Annotated in this window: 22 protein-coding genes and 1 pseudogene; 7 read left to right on the top strand and 16 right to left on the bottom strand. The window is 56.2% G+C overall.

The genetic code is table 11. The annotated features are described in order from the left end of the window. Positions 1-20: 20 nt before the first annotated feature. The 8 genes from atpG to H8E27_11995 form a co-directional block, all read right to left on the bottom strand. The gene (gene atpG / locus H8E27_12030; protein ID MBC8326341.1) at positions 21-905 is read right to left on the bottom strand and encodes an ATP synthase F1 subunit gamma; all 885 of its coding nucleotides are present in this window, start codon (positions 903-905) and stop codon (positions 21-23) included. Positions 906-913: 8 nt separating this feature from the next. Continuing rightward, positions 914-2,446 carry a F0F1 ATP synthase subunit alpha gene (locus H8E27_12025; protein MBC8326340.1) on the bottom strand — a complete coding sequence of 511 codons (1,533 nt, stop codon included), beginning with the start codon at positions 2,444-2,446 and terminating at the stop codon, positions 914-916. Positions 2,447-2,467: 21 nt separating this feature from the next. After that, a complete protein-coding gene (locus tag H8E27_12020; GenBank protein MBC8326339.1) occupies positions 2,468-2,860 on the bottom strand; it encodes a F0F1 ATP synthase subunit delta in 393 nt (130 codons plus the stop codon). 11 nt (positions 2,861-2,871) lie between these two features. After that, entirely contained in the window at positions 2,872-3,417 is a 546-nt protein-coding gene (gene atpF, locus H8E27_12015; protein MBC8326338.1) for a F0F1 ATP synthase subunit B, read from the bottom strand. 50 nt (positions 3,418-3,467) lie between these two features. Next, positions 3,468-3,668, bottom strand: coding sequence for an ATP synthase F0 subunit C (locus H8E27_12010; protein MBC8326337.1), 201 nt, complete (start codon positions 3,666-3,668; stop codon positions 3,468-3,470). Between the two features lie 82 nt (positions 3,669-3,750). Next, positions 3,751-4,689, bottom strand: coding sequence for a F0F1 ATP synthase subunit A (atpB, locus tag H8E27_12005; protein MBC8326336.1), 939 nt, complete (start codon positions 4,687-4,689; stop codon positions 3,751-3,753). Between the two features lie 211 nt (positions 4,690-4,900). Then, the gene (locus tag H8E27_12000; GenBank protein ID MBC8326335.1) at positions 4,901-5,740 is read right to left on the bottom strand and encodes an HDOD domain-containing protein; all 840 of its coding nucleotides are present in this window, start codon (positions 5,738-5,740) and stop codon (positions 4,901-4,903) included. Positions 5,741-5,743: 3 nt separating this feature from the next. Continuing rightward, on the bottom strand, positions 5,744-6,799 hold the full coding sequence (locus H8E27_11995; GenBank protein ID MBC8326334.1) for a pentapeptide repeat-containing protein: 1,056 nt from the start codon (positions 6,797-6,799) through the stop codon (positions 5,744-5,746). A gap of 67 nt (positions 6,800-6,866) precedes the next feature. Between H8E27_11995 and mntR the strand changes: the two genes are divergently transcribed. The 3 genes from mntR to H8E27_11980 are packed head-to-tail and all read left to right on the top strand — an operon-like array spanning position 6,867 to position 8,549. Next, on the top strand, positions 6,867-7,367 hold the full coding sequence (mntR, locus tag H8E27_11990; GenBank protein MBC8326333.1) for a transcriptional regulator MntR: 501 nt from the start codon (positions 6,867-6,869) through the stop codon (positions 7,365-7,367). Then, a complete protein-coding gene (locus tag H8E27_11985; protein MBC8326332.1) occupies positions 7,364-7,738 on the top strand; it encodes a metallopeptidase family protein in 375 nt (124 codons plus the stop codon). The genes mntR and H8E27_11985 overlap by 4 nt, the downstream gene beginning before the upstream one ends. Position 7,739: 1 nt before the next feature. Continuing rightward, a complete protein-coding gene (locus H8E27_11980; GenBank protein MBC8326331.1) occupies positions 7,740-8,549 on the top strand; it encodes an SDR family oxidoreductase in 810 nt (269 codons plus the stop codon). Positions 8,550-8,570: 21 nt separating this feature from the next. Here the strand turns inward: H8E27_11980 and H8E27_11975 are convergent, their stop codons facing one another. Then, complete coding sequence (locus H8E27_11975; GenBank protein ID MBC8326330.1) at positions 8,571-8,951, bottom strand: DUF721 domain-containing protein; 381 nt, start codon at positions 8,949-8,951, stop codon at positions 8,571-8,573. Positions 8,952-9,211: 260 nt separating this feature from the next. Here H8E27_11975 and nrdR point away from each other — a divergent pair, with 260 nt between their 5' ends. Genes nrdR through H8E27_11960 form a run of 3 tightly spaced genes read left to right on the top strand, consistent with a single transcriptional unit; the run spans position 9,212 to position 10,558 of the window. Next, positions 9,212-9,697, top strand: a complete 486-nt coding sequence (gene nrdR / locus H8E27_11970) for a transcriptional repressor NrdR (GenBank protein ID MBC8326329.1) — start codon at positions 9,212-9,214, stop codon at positions 9,695-9,697. Next, on the top strand, positions 9,663-10,220 hold the full coding sequence (locus tag H8E27_11965) for a hypothetical protein (protein MBC8326328.1): 558 nt from the start codon (positions 9,663-9,665) through the stop codon (positions 10,218-10,220). The genes nrdR and H8E27_11965 overlap by 35 nt, the downstream gene beginning before the upstream one ends. Next, the gene (locus H8E27_11960; protein MBC8326327.1) at positions 10,220-10,558 is read left to right on the top strand and encodes a histidine triad nucleotide-binding protein; all 339 of its coding nucleotides are present in this window, start codon (positions 10,220-10,222) and stop codon (positions 10,556-10,558) included. Before H8E27_11965 ends, H8E27_11960 begins: the two co-directional genes overlap by 1 nt. A gap of 50 nt (positions 10,559-10,608) precedes the next feature. Here H8E27_11960 and H8E27_11955 read toward each other — a convergent pair whose 3' ends face one another. The 5 genes and pseudogenes from H8E27_11955 to H8E27_11935 all read right to left on the bottom strand — a co-directional run bounded on the left by H8E27_11955 (position 10,609) and on the right by H8E27_11935 (position 16,895). Then, complete coding sequence (locus H8E27_11955) at positions 10,609-11,715, bottom strand: c-type cytochrome (protein ID MBC8326326.1); 1,107 nt, start codon at positions 11,713-11,715, stop codon at positions 10,609-10,611. 100 nt (positions 11,716-11,815) lie between these two features. Continuing rightward, entirely contained in the window at positions 11,816-14,320 is a 2,505-nt protein-coding gene (locus tag H8E27_11950) for an NPCBM/NEW2 domain-containing protein (GenBank protein MBC8326325.1), read from the bottom strand. Between the two features lie 6 nt (positions 14,321-14,326). Beyond that, positions 14,327-15,145 (bottom strand): annotated as a pseudogene (locus H8E27_11945) (ThuA domain-containing protein). Between the two features lie 183 nt (positions 15,146-15,328). Then, a complete protein-coding gene (locus tag H8E27_11940) occupies positions 15,329-16,030 on the bottom strand; it encodes a DUF1080 domain-containing protein (protein ID MBC8326324.1) in 702 nt (233 codons plus the stop codon). A 19-nt stretch (positions 16,031-16,049) separates the two neighbouring features. Continuing rightward, positions 16,050-16,895 carry a sugar phosphate isomerase/epimerase gene (locus H8E27_11935; GenBank protein ID MBC8326323.1) on the bottom strand — a complete coding sequence of 282 codons (846 nt, stop codon included), beginning with the start codon at positions 16,893-16,895 and terminating at the stop codon, positions 16,050-16,052. Between the two features lie 123 nt (positions 16,896-17,018). Between H8E27_11935 and H8E27_11930 the strand changes: the two genes are divergently transcribed. Next, the gene (locus H8E27_11930) at positions 17,019-17,396 is read left to right on the top strand and encodes a hypothetical protein (protein MBC8326322.1); all 378 of its coding nucleotides are present in this window, start codon (positions 17,019-17,021) and stop codon (positions 17,394-17,396) included. Between the two features lie 130 nt (positions 17,397-17,526). Here H8E27_11930 and H8E27_11925 read toward each other — a convergent pair whose 3' ends face one another. Both H8E27_11925 and H8E27_11920 read right to left on the bottom strand, forming a co-directional pair. Continuing rightward, complete coding sequence (locus tag H8E27_11925) at positions 17,527-18,417, bottom strand: type II secretion system protein (GenBank protein MBC8326321.1); 891 nt, start codon at positions 18,415-18,417, stop codon at positions 17,527-17,529. A 192-nt stretch (positions 18,418-18,609) separates the two neighbouring features. Continuing rightward, the gene (locus H8E27_11920; GenBank protein MBC8326320.1) at positions 18,610-19,815 is read right to left on the bottom strand and encodes an ABC transporter permease; all 1,206 of its coding nucleotides are present in this window, start codon (positions 19,813-19,815) and stop codon (positions 18,610-18,612) included. Positions 19,816-19,851: the final 36 nt, after the last annotated feature.

Raw genomic sequence — 19,851 nt, 5'->3', positions numbered from 1 at the left:
AAATTATTCCTTAAATTGCATTAATTCCCGAGGGCCATCTGAGCCGTGGTAATTTCCAACAGCTCATTGGTAATCGCCGCCTGACGCATCTTGTTATAAGTGAGCGTGAGATCCTTGATGAGATTGTTCGCGTTATCGGTGGCATTCTTCATCGCCACCATCTTGGAGCTGAACTCACTCGCCTTGGCCTCCAGCAAAATCTGGTGCATCTGAAAATTTAAATAATGCGGCAGCAACTCGCCCAACACGCCGCCCGCCGAAGGTTCAAACAAAAATTCCGTAGTGCCGCCCGGCAGTTCAGTGGACATTTCCTCACCCTCAACGCCGGCACTGACACCTTTGATTTCCGTGATCGGCAGCAGCGTCTGCACCTCCGGTTTTTGCGTGATGGTGTTGATGAAATTCGAGAAGGCCACGTCCACGTGATCCACCTCGCCGCTTTCGAACAGGCCCACCGCCATTTTCGTAATCGCCCGTGCCTCGGCAAAGGTCGGTCGATCGGCATACGAAAATTCCGCCGCCAAATCCCAACCCGCCCGCGTCGCGTGCTGCGCACCTTTGCGGCCGGCGGAAATCACACGCGTGTCGTCCTTGATAAATTCATCGGAAACCAGCCGCAGCAAATTCGTGTTCAACGCGCCGCACATTCCCTTGTCGGTGGTCACCAAAATTAATGCGCGCCGATCGCCACCACGCGATTCCATCAGCGGATGTTCAAAATCACCCGCGTGCGTCACCACCTCGCCGAGCATCCGATTCATCAGCTCGGCGTATGGTCGCCCGCCAATCGCCGCCTGTTGCGCCCGCGCCATCTTGGCCTGCGCCACCTTCTCCATCGCATTGGTAATCTGCGCGGTCTTCTTGACGGATGTGATCCGTCGCCGGATGTCTCGGGTGCTGGGCATTGAGTGCGTTACTTATTCGCCGATTTGAAATCTTCGATGGCGGACTTGAGGTCGGCCTCGAGGGCGTCATCGAGTTTGCCTTCGGCGGTGATTTTATTTAACAAATCGGATTTGCGATCCTGCAAATAGGCGGTGATGGCGTCCTGCGTGGCGTCCATCTCTTCAACGTCCACGTCATCGAAATGACCGTTCTGCACGGCCCACAAAATACTCACCTGCACCGGCACGGGCACGGGCTTGAATTGCGCCTGCTTGAATATTTCCACAATGCGCTTGCCACGTTCGAGCTTGGCTTTGGTGGCGGCGTCGAGGTCGCTGCCGAATTGCGCGAACGCCGCCAGCTCGCGGAACTGCGCGAGGTCCAGCTTGATGGTGCCGGACACCTGCTTCATCGCCTTGATCTGCGCGGCGGAACCCACGCGGCTCACGGAGAGGCCCACGGAAATCGCCGGACGCACGCCCTGATAAAACAAATCGGTTTCCAAAAAGAGCTGGCCATCGGTGATGGAAATTACGTTGGTCGGAATGTAAGCGGAAACGTCGCCCGCTTGCGTTTCGATGATGGGCAGGGCAGTGAGCGAACCGCCGCCTGCATCTTCAGACAAACGCGCTGAGCGCTCCAGCAACCGGCTGTGCAGGTAAAACACATCGCCCGGATACGCCTCGCGACCGGACGGACGCTTGAGCACGAGCGATACTTGCCGGTACGCCACCGCGTGTTTGGATAAATCATCGTACACGATCAGCGCATCCATGTTGTTGTCCATGAACCACTCACCCATTGAAGCGCCTGCGAACGGAGCGAGGAATTGATTAGTCGCGGAATCGCTCGCCGTGGCAGCCACCACGATGGTGTGCTCCAGCGCGCCGTTTTCCTCGAGGTCTTGAATGACCTTCGCCACGTTGGCGCGCTTTTGGCCGATGGCCACGTAAATGGAATAAAGCGGCCGGAAATTCGGATCGCCACTTTCAAGGCCTTCTTTATTGATGCGCGCGTTGTTGATGATGGCGTCGATGCACACGGCCGTTTTGCCGGTTTGGCGGTCGCCGATCACCAGCTCGCGTTGGCCGCGGCCAATCGGGATCATCGCGTCCACCGCCATGATGCCGGTCTGCACTGGTTGGCTAACGGATTTGCGTTTAATGATGCCGGGCGCAATTTTTTCAACGGGATAATTTGCCTCGGCGGCGATGTCGCCTTTGCCGTCGATCGGCCGGCCGAGCGCATCCACCACGCGGCCGAGCAGCGCTTTGCCCACAGGCACGGAGAGCAGCTTGCCGGTGGTCTTCACCTCGTCGCCCTCGGCGATGCCGGTGTGGTCGCCGAGAATCACCGCGCCCACTTCCGTTTCCTCGAGGTTCAGTGCGAGGCCCATCACGCCGCTGCCGAAGTCGAGCATCTCGTTCATCATCGCGCCGGTGAGGCCTTCGATTTTCGCCACGCCATCACCGATCTCGCGCACCACACCCACGTTCTCGCGGGCCACATCTGTTTTCGCGCCCGCGATTTGGGCTTCAATATCCTGCAGTAGGTTGCTCATAATTTTTCGTCGTTAAACTGATTAAAAACTTTCACTCAAACCGGCCAAACGCGTCTTTACGCTGCCGTCAAAAACATCATCACCAATCTTCACCCGCATCCCGCCGATAAGATCCGCGTTTTCCGCAAACTCAACTGCCACCTCGCCGTCCTTCAATCGGCCCAGGCTTTCGCGCACGCTCTGCTGTTGGGCATCGCTCAGCGTTACCGCGCTTTCCACGCGCGCGCTGCGGCTGGAAACATCCAGCTTCACCAAACGCTGCAACTCCTGCAAAATGCCGAAATACCCGCGCGGCTTTTTCTCAATCACCAACGTCACCGCCTGCCGCACGCGCCCTTCGTCCAACGCGCCATCGATGCGGCAGCTTTTAAAAAGCTGCTTCGCTTCACGCCGTGATTGTTTACTGCCTTTCATCAAACTAAAAATTAAGCGGCCAATTCCTTGTTCGTCTCATCGATCAAGCGTTGCTGATCTTCGCTCGTGAGCACTTTACCGCTGACCTTTGCCGTGGTCTCCACCACCAACCGGCCAATCTCGGCTTTCAATTCCGCCATCATCGTTTCGCGATCCGCCTCGGTGGCTTCGCGGGCTTTGCGGATAATTTCCTCCGCCTGCTTCACCGCCTCCTGCGCTTTGGCCTCGCCCACTTTCTCAGCAGCCGCCCGCGCTTCATCGATCAATTCCTGCGCCTTCGCATTGGCGTCAGACAAAATCTGATCCTTCGCCTCCTGCGTACTCGCCAGTTCGGCCTTAATCTTGTCGGCATTCTCAATGCCCTCGGCAATCTTCTGCTTGCGATCCTCCAGCACCTTCAGCACCGGCCCGTAAGCAAACTTTTTCAACGCCAACGCCACCACCAAAAAGGCGATGCACTGCGATATGAAAAGCTGCCAATTGACGCCAAAATCTTTGGCGATTTGCGCTGCGGCTCCGCCGCTTTCTTGCGCGGCTAGTAAGATCAAGTTTTCCATTTCAAAAATTCAGTTTGCCGGACGGGCGAACCCGTCCGGCAGTTGATGCGTTACTTCGCGAGGAAGATCGCAATAAACACAATACCTTCAGCCAACGCGGCGAAGATGATCGCTTGAGTCCGGATTTCGCCGGCGGCGCCGGGGTTGCGGCCGGTGGCCTCGGCGGCTTTCATACCCACCAAGCCCACGCCGATGGCGGAGCCGAGGGCCGCAAGACCCACGTGAAGTGTTCCAGTAATTACTGCAAACATAGTCTTTGTCCTTCTGTTGTTTCGGTTTTTAGTTGTTCCCGATGGCCTCCACAGACGTGCATGGTCCGACCGCCGAAATTGGTTAGTGCGCGTGTTCCTCGCTGTGGTCGTCGTCGTGATGCTCGCACATCAGCGCGGTGAACACCGAGGTGAGCAGAGCAAACACAAGCGCCTGCACGAGGCCCACCAAAATTTCCAGCAGATAAAACGGCAACACCGCCAGCCAACCAAAGTACGGCCCGCCAAGCTTCATCACTGTTTCCAAAATATTTTCACCGGCAAACACGTTGCCGTAGAGCCGGAAGGTCAATGCCACCGGCCGCACGCCAATGGAGACCACCTCGATGAGGCCCACAAAGATGAACACAATCACAAGGAATACTCCAAAGAAGCCCGATCCGTGCCCTTTGACATTAAAGATGTGGCCCAAAAACCCACCCGCGCCAATCGCTTTGAGGCTCCAATAAAGCCACAGAATCATAAAGAGCGCGGCCATCGCGAGGGTCATGTTGAGATCCGCATTCACCCCGCGCATCAGCGGCTCGGCGAAGTGGCCGTGATCATCCAAGCCCCAGCCCATCGTGCCCATTCCGGGAATGAGACCGAACCAGTTGGAAAATAAAATGAAAATAAAGATCGTGCCGAAGAACCAAAACGTTTGCTTCACCATCTGCGGCCCCACGATGCTTTCGAAAAATCCGTAAAGCCCTTCCACAAGATACTCCACAAAATTTTGCAGGCCGGCAGGGATCAGCCGCACTTTTCTCGTAGCCAGCTGCGCCACAATGATAATCCCCAACGCCACGATCATCGTGACAAACATAGAGTTAGTAATTTGCAGCGGCCCCACCTCATAAATCACCGGTGCGTGAGCTGAAAGCCCTTCGGCGTGCTCGCCGTGGGCGGACGCAGAATGGCCTTCCTCGTGGCTCACGGGCTGATTTTCGTCGGAAGACGGTTTTTCGGCCAGAGCCAGAGGGATCGCGAGAAACAGGAATAGGGCGACCAATATCCTCTGCATTTGCATCAAAATAGTGCTTTTTGCGCCCAAAACGGGCGGGAAAACAATCTAAAGCGCGGCCAAAATAGGGTGTGTGAAACTTTTCACAAGCTTTTTCTGAAAAAATTGAAAATTAGTTTTGAGGCCAGTTTTTTCGGACCTTTTGAAGCGAGCCCTCAATGCAGCCCGAACCGGCTCTTTTGGCGCGGATTAAAGGAGGCGCTGATGGCACTCAGGCAATCAACCGCACCAAATCTCTGGCTTTGGTCTCTGCGTCATCGAGTACCCGGTTCAATGCCTTTTCGGTCACGTCGTATTGGGTGAGGACTTGTTGCTTGAAATGATCGCGCCACGTCTCGTCTTCCTGCGTTTCCAGATCGTGCACATAAAAAATCGGGTCAGGCCGCATCTCACTGTCCGGATCGTTCTGCGCGCTGATAGCCGCGCCAATGTCTTCAGGCATTTCCCATTCGTTGCACACCAATGCGCCCAGCTCGGCGTGGTCCCAGCCGAAGGCTTCCTTCTCCAATTCGTGCAACGGCTTTTCGCTCTCGGCGGAGGCTTGATAAATTCTAGCGTACTCGCGGCCTTTGCTGGCGGCGATGATCGGCACGCTAAAGTCTTCCAAGAAACCGGCGGAGAAACACAGGCCGGCCAATGGCGGCGCGGTCATATCGGCCAGCTCGCGGGCAATGACGGCCCGCCGTCCGGCGCGTTGCCAAAAGGCGGTCATGTCCAAATATTTGGGTACGTTGCCGGGCACGGCCAATTTTGCGCCGAGCATCATCACAATGCGTTCGAGCTCGGATTTGCCAAGCATCGTCACGGCGTGGTCGAGGCTTTTGATGGGGGTGCGCGGGGCGTAGGCGGTTGAGTTCACCGTGCGCATCACGCGCGAGGTGAGGTCGGGATCCAGCGCCATGACTTCGGCGATGTGCGCGGAGGAAGCACCGGGATCGCGCAGGCGGCGCAAGGCTTCCAAAACGGTTTTGCGAAACTTGGGCAATTCGTAGTCACCCAGAATTTCGTGCAGCCGCGCGTGGGGATCCTTGTTTTTGAAAAAGGAAAACATCGTTCAATGTCCGCGTGAGGCAAATTTAGTAGCAAGGATAGACAATAGCGCGCCCAATCCCAAATAGCCAAAGGCAATATGCACAATCAGCACTCCCTGCCCAATCGCCGAAGTGGGCGACACGTCGCCGTAGCCGAGTGTGGTGAAGGTGACCACGCTATAATAAAGGTACGGAATAAAGTCGCCGCCCAATTCCTCAATGCCTTTAAGATGGCTGCCGCCGCCAGCCGGCTTGGCCCATTGATCGAGCGCCCAGTAAATGAAGGCGAAGAGCAGCACGTTCAGCGTGAGGAACAATCCCCAGCGCGTCAGGCTGCGGCCGCAGTTGCTGGTCCATTTCCAGACATAGTAAACGCAGCGCGTGATCTTGCTTTGGTGTTTGTATTCGTACAGAAAATTTTCATCGATAATGTGCTGGCGCACGAGATACGCGCCGGCGAAGTCGATGTCACGAATGTCCGCGCCAATCCAATCGGCGCGCGTGTAGTTTTGCACCTCGCGCAGCTGCGAGCCGCGCAATGAGGTGTTGCGGAAATTTACGCCTTCGATGTTGGTCGCCCGCAAGTCCGCATCGCTGAGGTCGGCTTGGTCAAAATCCGTGCGCTCAAGATCCGCCTCGTACAATCGCGTGCGCGCCATCTTGGCTGCGCGGAAATCGACGTTTCGAATTTGTGCCTCCACGAATGTGGCGTCCTCCATTTTCGCGTGGTAGCAATTGGCATCCGTGAAATCGGTCATGCCAAACCCCGTCTTGAGCGCTTTGCATTCAGTGAGGTTCGCGCCACGAAACGTGGTGCCGAGAAATTCCGCGCCATCCAAGGTAGCCTTGTAAAGTTTAGCCCCGTTGAAGTTTGCGCTCGGGCAACACGCGCCGGAAAGATTGCACCGGCTCATCTCGCAATCGGAAAAATTGCAACCCGTCAAATCCAGCCCCGAAAGATCCGCATCGGTAAACCGCACCCCACGCAAATCAAGCAGCTCCGGCCCCAACGGCTCACCTGTTTCCTTGGCACGCCGCAACGCGCCAATGATGTCTTCCGCTGATTGGGTGGCCTCCATCGCTGCGGGACGATACTGCCGCCCCTTTCAATTAACCTATACCCGACCCGCCATTTCCTCAAGCAAAATGCACGTTGCCAGCTTCGCCCACGTAACTTACCCTCCACCCGTGCCCGCCACGCCAGCCAGCCTTACCAAGCCCAGCCAAAGCGCCGAGGATTATCTCGAGCGCATCCACGAGCTCATCGAGGCCAAAGGCTCCGCGCACGTGGCCGACATCGCCCAATCGCTCAACGTCGGCCAGCCGAGCGTCACCAGTATGGTGCAAAAACTCGCTGACGACGGCTATCTGCGTTACGAAAAATACCGTTCCATCACCCTCACCGATGCAGGCCGCGCCGTGGCCCTGCGCATTCGCGATCGCCACATCGTGCTCGCCAGTTTTTTCACCCTCTTCGGCCTAGACGACGAAACCCAAGCGCGCGACATCGAAGGCATCGAGCATCATCTCAGCCCCGACACCCTAAAAACCTTCGCCGACCTCACTGAATTTTTCCAACAAAACCCCAAAACCCTCACCCGGTTTCAATCTTCCCGTAACTCCGGCAAAACCTCCCCGAAGCCATGACTCCCAACTTCGACCGCCTGCTCGACCTCGCGCGGACCGAAGTGCAAACCGCCATCGACACACTGCCCGACACGCTGCGCCCTGCCGCTGAAGCCGTGGTCGTCACCCTTGAACCCCTCCCCAACGACGGCCTCGTCGCCGACGGCATCGCGCCGGACACCCTCGGCCTTTTTCTCGGCGAATCCATGGCTGACCCGCCCAGCAGCCATCCACAACCCACGCAAATTATTCTCTTCCTCGAAAACCTCTGGCAATTCGCCGGGGACGACGAAGCCGTTTACCTCGACGAAGTCCGCATCACCTACCTCCACGAACTCGGCCACTACTTCGGCTTCGACGAGGATGACCTCGAAGAACGGAACTTAGACTGAAATGCGAATCTTCCTTATCGGTTGCGGCTACGTCGGCCTTCCATTAGGAAAGGCTCTAGCCGAAATGGGCCACGAAGTCCACGGCGTACGGCGAACGAATTTCACCGCCGAAGGCATCACGTCGCACGCGCTCGACATCACCGAGGCCGGTGCACTCGATGCGTTGCCGCGTAATTTTGATTGGGTAATCAACACCGTATCCTCCGCTCGCGGTGATGCCGAAACGCATCGCGCGGTGTTTGTGGACGGCACAAAAAACCTGCTTGATTGGCTGGGCGACTCAACAACACGCGTGCTCTTCACCAGCAGCACGAGCGTGTATCCCCAAACCGACAGCGCGTGGGTAGATGAAGCTAGCCCCGTTGACGGGCCGGTGTTGCGCGAGGCAGAAGCATTATTTCTCAACGCCACGCAAGCCGCCACCGTGCTTCGCGTGGCGGGGATTTACGGACCGAAACGGGGATATCTTTTTCGACAATTCTTGAGAGGCGAAGCCGTGCTCACCGAAGGCGGCAAACGTTGGATTAATATGATCCACCGCGATGACGTGGTGGGCGCCATCCTCGCCGCGATAAAATTGGCGCCGGGAATTTACAACGTGGCCGATGACGAACCGGTCACGCAACTCGCGTTTTTCAAATGGCTCGCATCGCGCTTGGAAAAATCCATGCCACCGGAAGGGGAACGGGTTTCCCGCAAGCGGGTGGCCACGAGCAAGCGCGTGCGCAATGCGAAACTCAAGGCACTGGGATGGAAGTTGCGGTTCCCGACGTTCCGTGAGGGGTACGAAAATTTAATCCGTGAAGAATAGGCCGGATCCAAAGACCACGCCCTACCCGACACGGAACGAAATACGCGCGATGAATTCTGCTCCGAATGCGTTTTGTAACCGTTCCAAAATTTCGTGCCGACGGTAGCGCACGATTTCGCTAAGCCACACGTTGCTGTCCACATTTACAAACAGCGTGCCTTTGTGAATGCCGGCAGGCTCCGCGTGCGCGGTCACGCTGGGGTCGATGAGGTTGCGCCACACTTTGGCCACCTCCGCCTCGCGCCGACGTTGGTCCAACCCCAACCGTTTCATCACGTTAGGCATCAGGTGGGCGGGAGACCGCGCGCGGTCAGAACGAGCGCGCTCTTGTTCGCTGAGGTCAATACCCCGCCACGCGGCGAGCACGCTTCGTGCCGCCCGGGTGGGCGGTGACGCGCTCATCGGTTGAGTTCGTTTGGTTTGCACAACGCGCCGAGTGTCGGCCAACTTTCTTTCTTCGCGAAGCTCACGTTATTCAAACTTGTGATTGCCAATTCGGCGGGAACTTCACGGGAGCAAACTGCGAATAGGCGCGAACAAATCAGCACGCTGTTAATAAGAGACAACGCTTGAATGCTTGACCGCACAAGTTGCTGTGTGGTACTTCTTTGCTGGCCACAATATGTGGCCTTTCTGCCAAGGAGGTTTGGAATATTTGACTGATGCGCTGTCCTAAGTGCGAATGTATTGAGGACAAGGTGATTGATTCGCGCTCGTCCAAGGAGGGGGCAATTATTCGCCGCCGCCGCGAGTGTGCCCAGTGCACGCATCGGTTCACCACCTACGAGCAGATTGAACACCAACGGTTGATGGTGGTGAAACGGGATGGGCGTCGTGAAGAATTTGCGCGGGACAAACTGCTCTCGGGTATTTCCAAGGCCTGCCAAAAACGCCCCATCAGTCAACAGGTCATTGAGGACCTCACGCAGGGTATTTATGATTCGATTTCAGAAGAATACTCCGAGGAGGTGCCCGGAATGGCGATTGGCGAGGCGGTGATGAACGGCCTCCGCGAAATTGACCAAGTGGCCTATGTGCGATACGCGAGCGTGTACCGCCGCTTTGAGGAGGCCGATGACTTCGTCCAAGCCGTGAAGAAACTCGAGACAAAGCATGATTCAGCTACATACCGACTGCCTGGTTTTTGAAACCTCCGATGGCGAAGCCATCCCTTGCTCCGCGCAGGACGTCACCGTCGAGTTACTCGGCGATGCCGCGCACGAGCTGGATCCCTTTATGGTCACCGAAGCGGCCGAAGCTGTACTCTTTCATTTCAAAGTAGATCTAAATAAATCCTCCGTTTCGGTCGGTGAATTCACGCTCGCACTCGAACGCATTCTGCGCGGGTTTGGATTCAAAGTAATGGCCGACGATGATGAAATTTCAAATGACGACGCCGCCGAAACCAATCTGCACGATCTCGCCCATCAAGCCGGCGAAGGATTGGAGATGGTTTTCTTCTGCACCCTGCGCGACCAAATCCACGCCGACCTCCACGGCAAACCCGAACTGCTCCGCGTAAAAGGACTGCGCGAGGCGGTCAAGAAACTCACCGGCGCAAAACAATGGAGCCCGCGCTGCCAGAAGCTCAATGATCAAATTGTCGATTACCTGCGCCACATCGTTTCCAAGCATCAACAGCAAGCGAAGCTCACGCTGATGATTGTGTGATGACCCTCTTCGAGAAAATCATCGCCCGCAAAATCCCCGCCGACATCGTCTACGAAGACGACCTCGTCCTCGCCTTCAACGACATCAACCCGCAAGCGCCCGTGCACGTGTTGGTGATTCCCAAAAAACCAATCCCCCGTATCGCCGAAGCCGAGCCCGAAGATCATCAAGTCCTCGGTCATCTACTTTTGAAAGCCCGCGAAATCGCCGACGACCTTGGCCTCCAAGAAAACGGCTTCCGCCTCGTCATCAACAACGGCAAAGACGGAGGCGAAACCGTCCCCCATTTGCACCTGCACATTTTGGGCGGGAGAGCGATGGCTTGGCCGCCGGGGTGAGGGTAGGGCGGTTTCTCCGAAACCGCCGCGGCGCGCTCGGAGAGCTCGCCCTACCTTTTCTTCAGCGAAGCCAAATACTCAACCAAGTCCACCAACTCCGCTTCCTTCAACGTCAAATGCAATCCCGGCGGCATGAGCGAAACCGGCTGTTGCGCGCGGCTTTTGATATTCGCCTTCACGTGTTTCGTCACTGCGCCGGTGGGGCCTTTGATTGAAATTTCATCGTCCGTTTCGCTTTCGATGATGCCGAAGGCGGCATTGCCGTCATTCATTAACACCAGCCACGCCTCGTAACCGAAGGCAATCCCCGCGCTCGGATCGAGGATGGACGCGTACAATTCCGTCTTCGGCAGTTTATCACCAATCTCCGTTAATGCCGGTCCCACTTCGATTCCCGCATCGCCCACTTTGTGACAACGCGCGCACTGCACCGCTTCGCGCAGAAAAATCTTCGCGCCATTGCCAATGTTGCCCTTGCGCTTGGCCAACACCGCCACCGGCGGCAACGGCGTTGCATTCGCGCCCAAAAGCGGCGGCAACACCTTCGCCGCTTCCGCTTTGATGGCCGGCCAACGCACCGTGCTCAATGCAAGACTCGCAGTGAACTTCGCGCTCAGTGGCAACTTCCCCGCCTTCGCCAACGCCAGCAATTGCTTCGCGCCAGCCTCGAAATTCGCCAAACCCTTCACCGCTTCCTTGCGCACATTGACGTGCACCTCGGCGTTGGTCACCAAAGGCACGAGCAGCGGAATGACTTTTTGGTTATTGCTGTTCCCCAATGCGCGCGCCACGGCGGCGGCTTGTTTGGCATCCTTACCGATGAGCAACGCAGCCACGGCTTTTTTCCCGTCACCCGCCAACACCATTCCCAACGCCTCCACACCGGCGGGGTCATTGGGGTGCTTCACCGCCACGACCAACAAATCCACTTCGCGGCCTTTCACTTGGAATTTTTTAATCAACGCCACCGAACGTGCCTCGCCCCGCACCGAATCAAGCACTTGATTCAGCTTCTCCTTGAGCGCGGCATTTGAATTCACCAAAGCCGGCTTCAACCGCCCCAACGCCTCAATCAACGTGTTCACCTTCGCCGGCGGCAACGGCTCCGCAGCGGATAAATTGCCAACCAAAAATAAAATGGCGATGAACTGTTTCACACGGGCATTGTAATGGAGTGTCTTGAAAATGAAAGACACGGATTACACGGATTCGCACAGATTAAAAAACATCCGTGAAAATCCGTGTCTGTAAAATGCGCTACAACCCCAGCGCAATACGGGCGAGGGCTTCGTCGCGTTCCTTGCCTTTTGGGGTGAAATCAAGGGCGCGGAGGTAGCGGGGTTTGTCTTCCTCGGCAATAGATTTGTCGAGGATGATGTCGGCGAGATACTTCGCCGCGTGCGTGCCACGACAACGCCAAATGATGTCGCGCGCGGCGGGGGTGTTGAGCTTGGGCGATGCCTTCAGCCACGCGTCAAAGAATTTGTTTTCCTGCTTGTCCGCCGCCAAGCCGAGGGCTTCGAGATACCAACGGTCTTTGCCATCGTGCGCGTTGGCCAGATACGCCCACAGCGCGGGGGCTTCCGGACTCTTGTGATGCCGCAGAGCAATGAGGCATTCGCGGCGGACAACCGGGCTATTATCGTCGGCCTTATTTCGGATAGAAATTAATGTGTTGAGCTTCAATTGACGCGAAATGCGAATGGACAATGCCCGGATATTTTCATCTCTATCAACAGCGGCCTTGATTAGCAAAGGGGTGCGGATGCCCTTGTTCTGGGCGAGCAACCAAAGGGCACGTGCGCGATGATGTGGAGAGCCATCCTCAAACAGCTTCAACAAAGTTGGGGTGGCCTCTTTTCGATTCTTTAATTCTGTAAATGCAATTTGCCGCACGGAGTTGTTTGGATTCTTTAACGCAGCCACGAGACCCTTTGCGGTTTTAAAATCTAACTTCGGCTGTTTGTATCCCTTGTGACCTTTGGGCGTGATGCGGAACAATCGGCCGCGGTCGAGGTCGCCCATTCGGTGGCCGCCGACGCCGGGGTCGTACCAGTCGGCGACGATGAGGGAGCCATCGGGGGCCACTTTCACGTCGGAGGGGCGGAACCATTTGTCGCGCTTGGCGCCGTCGAGGATGTTGACGGTGGTGGCGGTGTAGCCCGCGCCGCTGGGCTTGACGGGGTAGGCGCGCACGATGCTAGGGCCGGCGTCGCAGTGGATGATTTGGCCGTGGAAAATTTTCGGCAGCAAGTCGCCCTCGTAAACGCAAATGCCGGTGGGCGAGCCCGCGCCGGTTTGGAGGAGGTTGGGCATCACGCCGGGGTCGTTGAGATGCCAGTGGCGCAGCGGGATGGTTTTCTCGATATTGGTGCGCGAGGTTCGCCAACCCGCACCGGTGAATTCATCTTTGTAGCCGTAGTTGCCGTACTCCATCACGTAGTTGATGCGCACGCCGCGGTTGCCGTCATCGTCATTGTCGCTTTGCCACATCGTGCCGAAGCTGTCGACAGTAACCATCCAGTTGTTGCGGAAATTCCAGCCGAGCGTTTCAACTTCGCTGCCATCAAGTTTGCAGCGAAACACCATTCCTTCCTGATACGGCTGGCGCTTGTCATTCACCACATTGCCGGCAAGATCAATGACGGGTTTGCCGTTTTTGTCCTTCAACTGTTTGCCGGAGTTTCCGAAATTGAAATACAAACGGCCGTCTGGCCCGAACATAAATTGATGAATCCCGTGGTCGTGCTGCGCGCCACTGATGCCGCTGAAGAGCGTCTCCTTTTTGTCGGCCTTATCATCGCCGTCCACGTCGGTGAACACCTGCACTTTGTCCAACGCGCTGACAATGACGCGCGTGTTTTTGCCGTCCACCGTGCCGAGCACGCACACGCCGTGCGCGGAATCGATGTCGCGGCCTTGATAGAACACTTTCCTTTTGTCCGCCTTGCCGTCGCCGTCGGTGTCTTCAAGAATGAGAATGCGGTCGCCTTCGGGTCGCTTGTTGCGGTGGCCACGATAGTTGATGACCTCGCACACCCACACGCGGCCGCGATGATCAATGTCGATATTGGACGGGCTGAGCAACATCGGCTCGGCGGCGAATAGCTCGACTTGCAACGCGGGATGGACGTCGAGATTTTTCAGCGCCTCTTCGGGAGTGCGCCCGCCAGCGGCTTGGCCGCCACCGGATGCGGCCGCCACAAATTTTGGTTTTTCCGTGAACACGTGGAACTGCACGCTGGCTTGGTTGCCGCAGTTGCCTTGGTCGGTGCCGCCGTTATCGAGGCCGACGGTGGAATTGAATTTCACAAACTTGTGGCCTTTGGGCAGCGTGTAACTGACGAGCGAATTGGCGTGCGTGCCGAGGCCGTAAGCCACCGATTTGCCCGCGATGCGCATTGGTTTGCCGCCGGCGTTTTTATCCACACTCACATTGCCGAATCCGCTGGAGGCGGTTTTCCATTTCAGCGAGGTTAAGCGCGTGGGCATCCCGGCGGCGTCGATGAGCGTGGGCTCGGCCCAGTCGGCCCAATCGCAGCTGAAACCATCGCCGCCATCGGTGACGACAAGGTGCAATTCCTGCGCGCCCGCGATGTTGGCCTCGAGCTTGGCGGGGCCGGTTTTTTGGGTCAGCACTTTGGAAACTGCTGCTGCTTTGGGGCCGGTTATTTTACCGGTGGGTTTGGGGCCGGGATTGCTTTTGGGCTTGGGACGGCGGCCGCCTTTTTTGTCGAGGTTATCGTACAAATCTTTTTCCACTAATTTGCTTTGTACACCGGCTTTTGGCACTTCGGCTTTGGCGACCCACACGATGGCGTTGAGGACAGTCTTGCGAAAATCGTCGTTGGCCCAGTTGAGATGATTGTGCCCACCGGTGAATCCAAAGCCGCGCCCACCGTTGGCGCGCTCGAACGCCCACGCAACGTGCTGGCTCTCACCCGCCGCGACTGATTTGCGCACAGTCGGGTTGCCGCTGTGCGCTCCGTCGCCGCGTTTCATTGTGTCGGCGGGGGCTACGTCGGAGAGGATGGGTGTCACGCCTTTCATGTCCGGCGCGAAGCGCATGTGGAAGTACCATTCGTCGTTGGCCTTGAAGGGCTTGACGCCTTGCGTGATGGGATGCTTGGGAAGCGTTTTGAAGTTGGCCGTCCAGTGCGGGTTGACTGACAAATGGGTCTCAAAACAACCGCCCTGCCACGCAACAAATTCCTTGTTGCCCTTGTCCGTGGTGGGCTCCACGGCGTAATGGATGGTGAGAAAGCCAACGCCCTTGTCCATAAGCTTGCCGAGCAGTTCCAGATTTTTCCCCTGCAACGCGGGGTGGCGTCCGCCACCGTCGCTGTAAATCACCACCGCATCGGCGCCTTCGAAAACTGAATTGTCCTTCGGCCAGCCGTTGAGCACGACGGTGGTCGCAACAAGATCGCTGGCGCCTTGCTTGAGGCATTTGGCGAGGAGCTGGATGCCGGCATTGTGCTCGTGCGACAATGGACCGTGGCTCGGCTTGCCGGCGATCATCACGACCTTTTTGGGTGCGGCGAAGGCGGAGAGGGAAAAGGCGAGGAGGAAGATTAGTTTTTTCATAAAGCTGCTTTTAATTTCCAATGACCAATGACCAAACTCCAAGGAAATCCCAATAACCAATGCCCAAGAAGTTGGCTTTGGTCATTTGAGCTTGGTCATTCCTTGGTCATTCCTTGGTCATTCCTTGGTCATTCCTTGGTCATTCCTTGGTCATTGGGGTTAGGGTGTTGGACATTTTTCCTGTCACTTCAAATGTTTAATCCGAATGTTCCGAAACTGCACGGTCATCGCCGGGCCTTGATGCAGTTGCAGTGCGAGCAAGCCGTCGGGGCGGCGGGCTTTTTCGTCGTTGTCGATGAGCACCATCGTTTTGACGCCGTTGATGTAGTGCACGAAATGGAAGCGCTCGGCGACGATGCGATATTTGTTCCACTCGCCTTTCTTGATGGCTTTGCCGATTTCATTGGAGTCGCCAAATTTCTCAGATTTTTTCTGGAGCTTGCCTTTGTCGTTCAAGGAAAGCGTGGTCTGAAAGCCGCGGTCGGAGAGAATGCCGCGAAAGGCTTCGCCGTAGCAAATACCCGAGTAACGATCGCCCGCCTCGAAGTCGGCTTGGTAACCGCCGATGCGCCAGCCGTCATTTTTGCCGCCCTTTTTAAAACTGCGATATTGGATGCCGCTATTTCCGCCGTTGATTTTGTATTCCAGTTCGAGGATGAAATTCGCGGTCTTGCCGGCTTTCCAAATGATGAAGGTGTTGCCTTGGGTTGGGTTGTCCTTGGTGGTTTGTCCAGTGATGGCGCCATCTTTGACGCTCCAAAATTTGGGGTTGCCGTCCCAGCCTTTGAGGGTTTTGCCGTCGAAGATTTTTTCAAATCCTTTTTCTTCGGCAGTAGCCTGAAACATCAGGGCGGTGACATACAGAATCGTGATGAGTTTTTTCATGGTTGTTGAATTGGATGGTTTACTTGAATGCTTTCTTCAAAAACTTGAGGCCTTTGACGGCGATTTCTTCGCGGGTGGGTTCCATGCGGCGCCAGATGGCCGCGGCACGGGCGATGACTTTCACATCGGTGGTGAAGCTCTCGATGACGACATCGCCATTGTAGCGGATAGATTTGAGCGCCTTGACGATGGGCGGCCAATCGATGTGATCGTTGCCGGGGGTGCCGCGGTCGCTGCCGCACGCGTGAAAGTGGCCGAGCAATTTGCCGGCTTTGCGAATGGCGGCGGCTTGGTTTTTCTCCTCGATGTTCATATGAAACGTGTCGAGGTGCAGCTTGAGCACGGGGCTGTTGACGGCCTTGATGAGGCGCAGGCCTTTGTCGCAAGTGTTGAGAAAATCGGTCTCAAAACGGTTGAGTGGCTCGACACAAATCTGCACGCCCTTTTTCTCAGCGTAAGCGCAAAGCACTTTGAGGTTTTTGACCACGAGTGCGAACTCGCGTTTTTGTTCCTTCGGCTCCACCGCATCGGCCTTGCCGACGACGCTGTATACGGGGCCAATGAGCGACGGACAACCGAGGTTGACCATATGGTCGATGAGCGCCTTGCAATACTTCATCGCCTCGCGCTGGTCCTTCGCGCTGCCGCGAAAGTCGCGCCCCGGTCCCATACACGCGCAGACCGAGCCGCACGCGAGCCCGTGTTTGTCGAGAGCCTTGCGAACCTTCACCGAGTCGATGTGTTCGGGCGCCTCGATGGGGATTTCGATGGTGTCGAATCCCCATTTCACAAACTTGGGAAAGAGGCTGGTGGATTTCGTCGTAAACGGCGAAGTGAATAAAAAGGAGTTAATGCCAAATCTCATAACGTGAAGCGGCGATGCTAGGCAATGGGGCGGGGTGGGTCAATGCCAATGAAAGTCAAAAACTGACACAAACGTTTCACTTTTTCTTGTCAGCCGCGGGGGTTTGGGGATAATGAGCGAAGTATGAAACATCCCTTACACATATTCGGTGCAGCATGCCTGAGTGCGGCACTTTGGACTGGTTGTGGTGGCGACAGCACGGAAGTTGAAGATTCGCCGAGCGCAGCCGACACACTCGCACAATCCGAGCAAGCCGCCCGCAAAGGCAACCACAACGAAATGATGAATTTAGGCATGACCTATTATCAGGGCACCGAGGACGTAAAACAGGATAACCTGATGGCCTTGATTTGGCTGACGCTGGCGTCGGAGGACGAGGGGTTGAAAAGTGCCGCAGATTTGATGGCGGCATTGTCTGAATTGGATCGCTCGGTGAGCGCTGCAGATAAAGCCAATGCCGAAAACCAAATCAAATCCATCCGAGACGGATTTCCTAAATAATAAACCATAAGGTCAAATGGGAAGATTCAAACGCCCGCAGTGCGGGCGTTTTTTTTGCCTCTATAATGTGAACGCATACGAAAAACGGCGGCCCCGCATTGCGAGACCGCCGTGGACAGGATGCTGAAATTTAGCGCGACTTCTCGTATCCGATGTTGGGCAAATCGGCGGTGTTTAATTCCGGCTCCATGTAGCCAGGGTTTTTGGCCTCGGTACGGGAGGCGCGGCCCACATGGTAATCCGCAAAAATCACATGCGCACTTGGCGTGTTGCAAACCTCAAGGATTCGGGCTTTATCCAGCCGACCGGCTTTCAAATCTTCGCGCAACAAATGGAAATCATCCATGTGGCGAAACGTCACCGTATCGGGATCGCAAAGCTGGAGACGACTATTCCATGTAGCGAGCATGTAGGGATCGTTAATGGGAACCTCTCGGCAGCTTTGGCCCGCGTTATATTGGCCGGTTTTGGCAACAATCGCATCGGCCGTCCAACTCCAGCGATAACCGCTGCTATTTTGTGAGCCATCGGTGGCGTTCACGCGATCTGCAGGATCGTGCTGGCAAGCTTCCTCTAACAGTACGGCCATATTTTGCGCGCTGTTGAACACCGCCGGACGGTCATTCAGCCGCGCGTTCATCGAGTAGCTGTATTTATATCCGCGGCGCTTGTAGAATTTGTCCTTGGGGTGCACGAACATTTTCTCCAGCTCGCCCACGTCCTGACTGCCAAGGTATTGAAGGATTTGGCTTTCCTTGGGGTAACGATAATTTAACCACATCGGCTTACCGGCATTTCCGTTGCCGCCGTATACCTTGGGAAACGTTTCGTCATTATCTCCAATATATTGTTGCATGGCGAGAGCCACCTGTTTGAGGTTGGACATCGCTTTCACGTCATTCGCTTTCTGCTTAGCCTTGGCCAAGACAGGCAATAACATACTGGCGAGAATACCAATGATGGCGATCACAACCAGAAGCTCGATGAGTGTAAATCCTTTGATGGGGGTGGTTTTCTTCATTTTAATGATCCTTTTAAAACAATGTTCATTGAATTTGCATTTACCGTGGCGATTCGAGTTGCGTGAATCCTACGCATTTTGCGTAAAATCGCACCCGACTCAGTCGCCAAACTCAAGAAAACCAGTGATTTTCATCTCTGTTTTCAATGACACAGCTAAAGCAATTGACGTGCCACAATTGGGTGAGCAACCTTAAGTATGGCGTAACGCCTCGATGGGATCGAGCTCTGCGGCCCGCCGGGCGGGGTAGACGCCAAAGATTACGCCGACTACCGCAGAAATACCGAAGGCCAGCAGAACGGCAGGGAGGGTGACAATGGTTTTCATCTCGGCGAAATGCTCCACTGCAAATGGCAGCGCCACACCGAGCACCACGCCAACCAAACCACCGGCGATTGAAAGGACGACTGTCTCCACTAAAAACTGCGTGATGATTTGGCCCTTCTGCGCGCCGAGGGCGCGCCGAATCCCGATCTCGCGCGTGCGTTCAGTGACGGTGGCCAACATGATGTTCATAATCCCGATGCCGCCGACAATGAGGCTGATGCCAGCGATGGAGCCAAGCACGATGTTGAAAATGCGTTTGGTGGCTTCCGCCTGCCGCAGAAGCTCAAGGGGCACGATGATTTCGTAATCCATCTTTTTGTGCGACGTCTTCAACGCGGCGCGGATGGCCGGCACGGTGGCTTCGACTTTATCTTCGTAGGCCAGTTCAACGACTAATTCGTGCAACTCCACACGTTCGCGAACCCGGCTGCCCGAAGATTGCTCGGTGAACAGCACGCCCAGCCGTGCGTGGGCGGCAGCGAGCGGGATGTAAAGGTTGGCGTCCAGCGCCTGACCGGCGGAGTCCTGCCCCGGGGCGCGGGCGCTGGCCGCGGCGGTTTCGCGCACCACGCCAACCACTCGAAACACCTGCCGATTGTTGAATTTGATTTCTCCATTGAGCGGATCGGAAATGGGGAATAGTTTTGCCGCCATCGAATCAGTGATCACGCACACGTTGGCGCGGTCATCGGAAGGTAGCAGGAAGCGACCCGCGAGCAATTCCATTTGGCTCATACGCAGGTGATTGGGTTGCGTGCCCCAAACGGTGCCGGGCAATTCCACGCGCCCGACGCGAACGCTCATCCGGTAACGGCGTTTGGCAAGCGTAGCGGTGATACGCGGGTGAAGCGTTTCTTCCAGAAGCTTGATGTCCGCTAACTTGAGGCCGTAGTTGGCGGTGTAAGTTTGCACAGCGTCGGCGGTGCTTTGCCCTTTGGGTGGCGGCACGCTGCGGATGATGATGTTGCGACTGCCGAGCGCGCGAATGGCTTCCTGCGCCTCATAGCTGGCGCCCTCACCGATGGCGAGCATGGCGATCACCGAACACACGCCGAAAATTATGCCCAACATCGTGAGCAGCGAACGCATTTTGTGCAGCATCAAACT

The sequence above is a fragment of the Limisphaerales bacterium genome (genome assembly GCA_014382585.1).
Taxonomy (GTDB): domain Bacteria; phylum Verrucomicrobiota; class Verrucomicrobiia; order Limisphaerales; family UBA1100; genus JACNJL01.
The sequence above is the reverse complement of the archived record's forward strand: the minus strand, read 5'-3'. Positions and strand labels throughout refer to the sequence as shown.

Excerpts from the sequence above, each read along its gene's own strand:
- atpG (MBC8326341.1), bottom strand. The coding sequence starts at position 905 with ATGCCCAGCACCCGAGACATCCGGCGACGGATCACATCCGTCAAGAAG.
- H8E27_12025 (MBC8326340.1), bottom strand. The coding sequence starts at position 2,446 with ATGAGCAACCTACTGCAGGATATTGAAGCCCAAATCGCGGGCGCGAAA.
- H8E27_12020 (MBC8326339.1), bottom strand. The coding sequence starts at position 2,860 with ATGAAAGGCAGTAAACAATCACGGCGTGAAGCGAAGCAGCTTTTTAAA.
- atpF (MBC8326338.1), bottom strand. The coding sequence starts at position 3,417 with ATGGAAAACTTGATCTTACTAGCCGCGCAAGAAAGCGGCGGAGCCGCA.
- H8E27_12010 (MBC8326337.1), bottom strand. The coding sequence starts at position 3,668 with ATGTTTGCAGTAATTACTGGAACACTTCACGTGGGTCTTGCGGCCCTC.
- atpB (MBC8326336.1), bottom strand. The coding sequence starts at position 4,689 with ATGCAGAGGATATTGGTCGCCCTATTCCTGTTTCTCGCGATCCCTCTG.
- H8E27_12000 (MBC8326335.1), bottom strand. The coding sequence starts at position 5,740 with ATGTTTTCCTTTTTCAAAAACAAGGATCCCCACGCGCGGCTGCACGAA.
- H8E27_11995 (MBC8326334.1), bottom strand. The coding sequence starts at position 6,799 with ATGGAGGCCACCCAATCAGCGGAAGACATCATTGGCGCGTTGCGGCGT.
- mntR (MBC8326333.1), top strand. The coding sequence starts at position 6,867 with ATGCACGTTGCCAGCTTCGCCCACGTAACTTACCCTCCACCCGTGCCC.
- H8E27_11985 (MBC8326332.1), top strand. The coding sequence starts at position 7,364 with ATGACTCCCAACTTCGACCGCCTGCTCGACCTCGCGCGGACCGAAGTG.
- H8E27_11980 (MBC8326331.1), top strand. The coding sequence starts at position 7,740 with ATGCGAATCTTCCTTATCGGTTGCGGCTACGTCGGCCTTCCATTAGGA.
- H8E27_11975 (MBC8326330.1), bottom strand. The coding sequence starts at position 8,951 with ATGAGCGCGTCACCGCCCACCCGGGCGGCACGAAGCGTGCTCGCCGCG.
- nrdR (MBC8326329.1), top strand. The coding sequence starts at position 9,212 with ATGCGCTGTCCTAAGTGCGAATGTATTGAGGACAAGGTGATTGATTCG.
- H8E27_11965 (MBC8326328.1), top strand. The coding sequence starts at position 9,663 with ATGATTCAGCTACATACCGACTGCCTGGTTTTTGAAACCTCCGATGGC.
- H8E27_11960 (MBC8326327.1), top strand. The coding sequence starts at position 10,220 with ATGACCCTCTTCGAGAAAATCATCGCCCGCAAAATCCCCGCCGACATC.
- H8E27_11940 (MBC8326324.1), bottom strand. The coding sequence starts at position 16,030 with ATGAAAAAACTCATCACGATTCTGTATGTCACCGCCCTGATGTTTCAG.
- H8E27_11935 (MBC8326323.1), bottom strand. The coding sequence starts at position 16,895 with ATGAGATTTGGCATTAACTCCTTTTTATTCACTTCGCCGTTTACGACG.
- H8E27_11930 (MBC8326322.1), top strand. The coding sequence starts at position 17,019 with ATGAAACATCCCTTACACATATTCGGTGCAGCATGCCTGAGTGCGGCA.
- H8E27_11925 (MBC8326321.1), bottom strand. The coding sequence starts at position 18,417 with ATGAAGAAAACCACCCCCATCAAAGGATTTACACTCATCGAGCTTCTG.
- H8E27_11920 (MBC8326320.1), bottom strand. The coding sequence starts at position 19,815 with ATGTTGGGCATAATTTTCGGCGTGTGTTCGGTGATCGCCATGCTCGCC.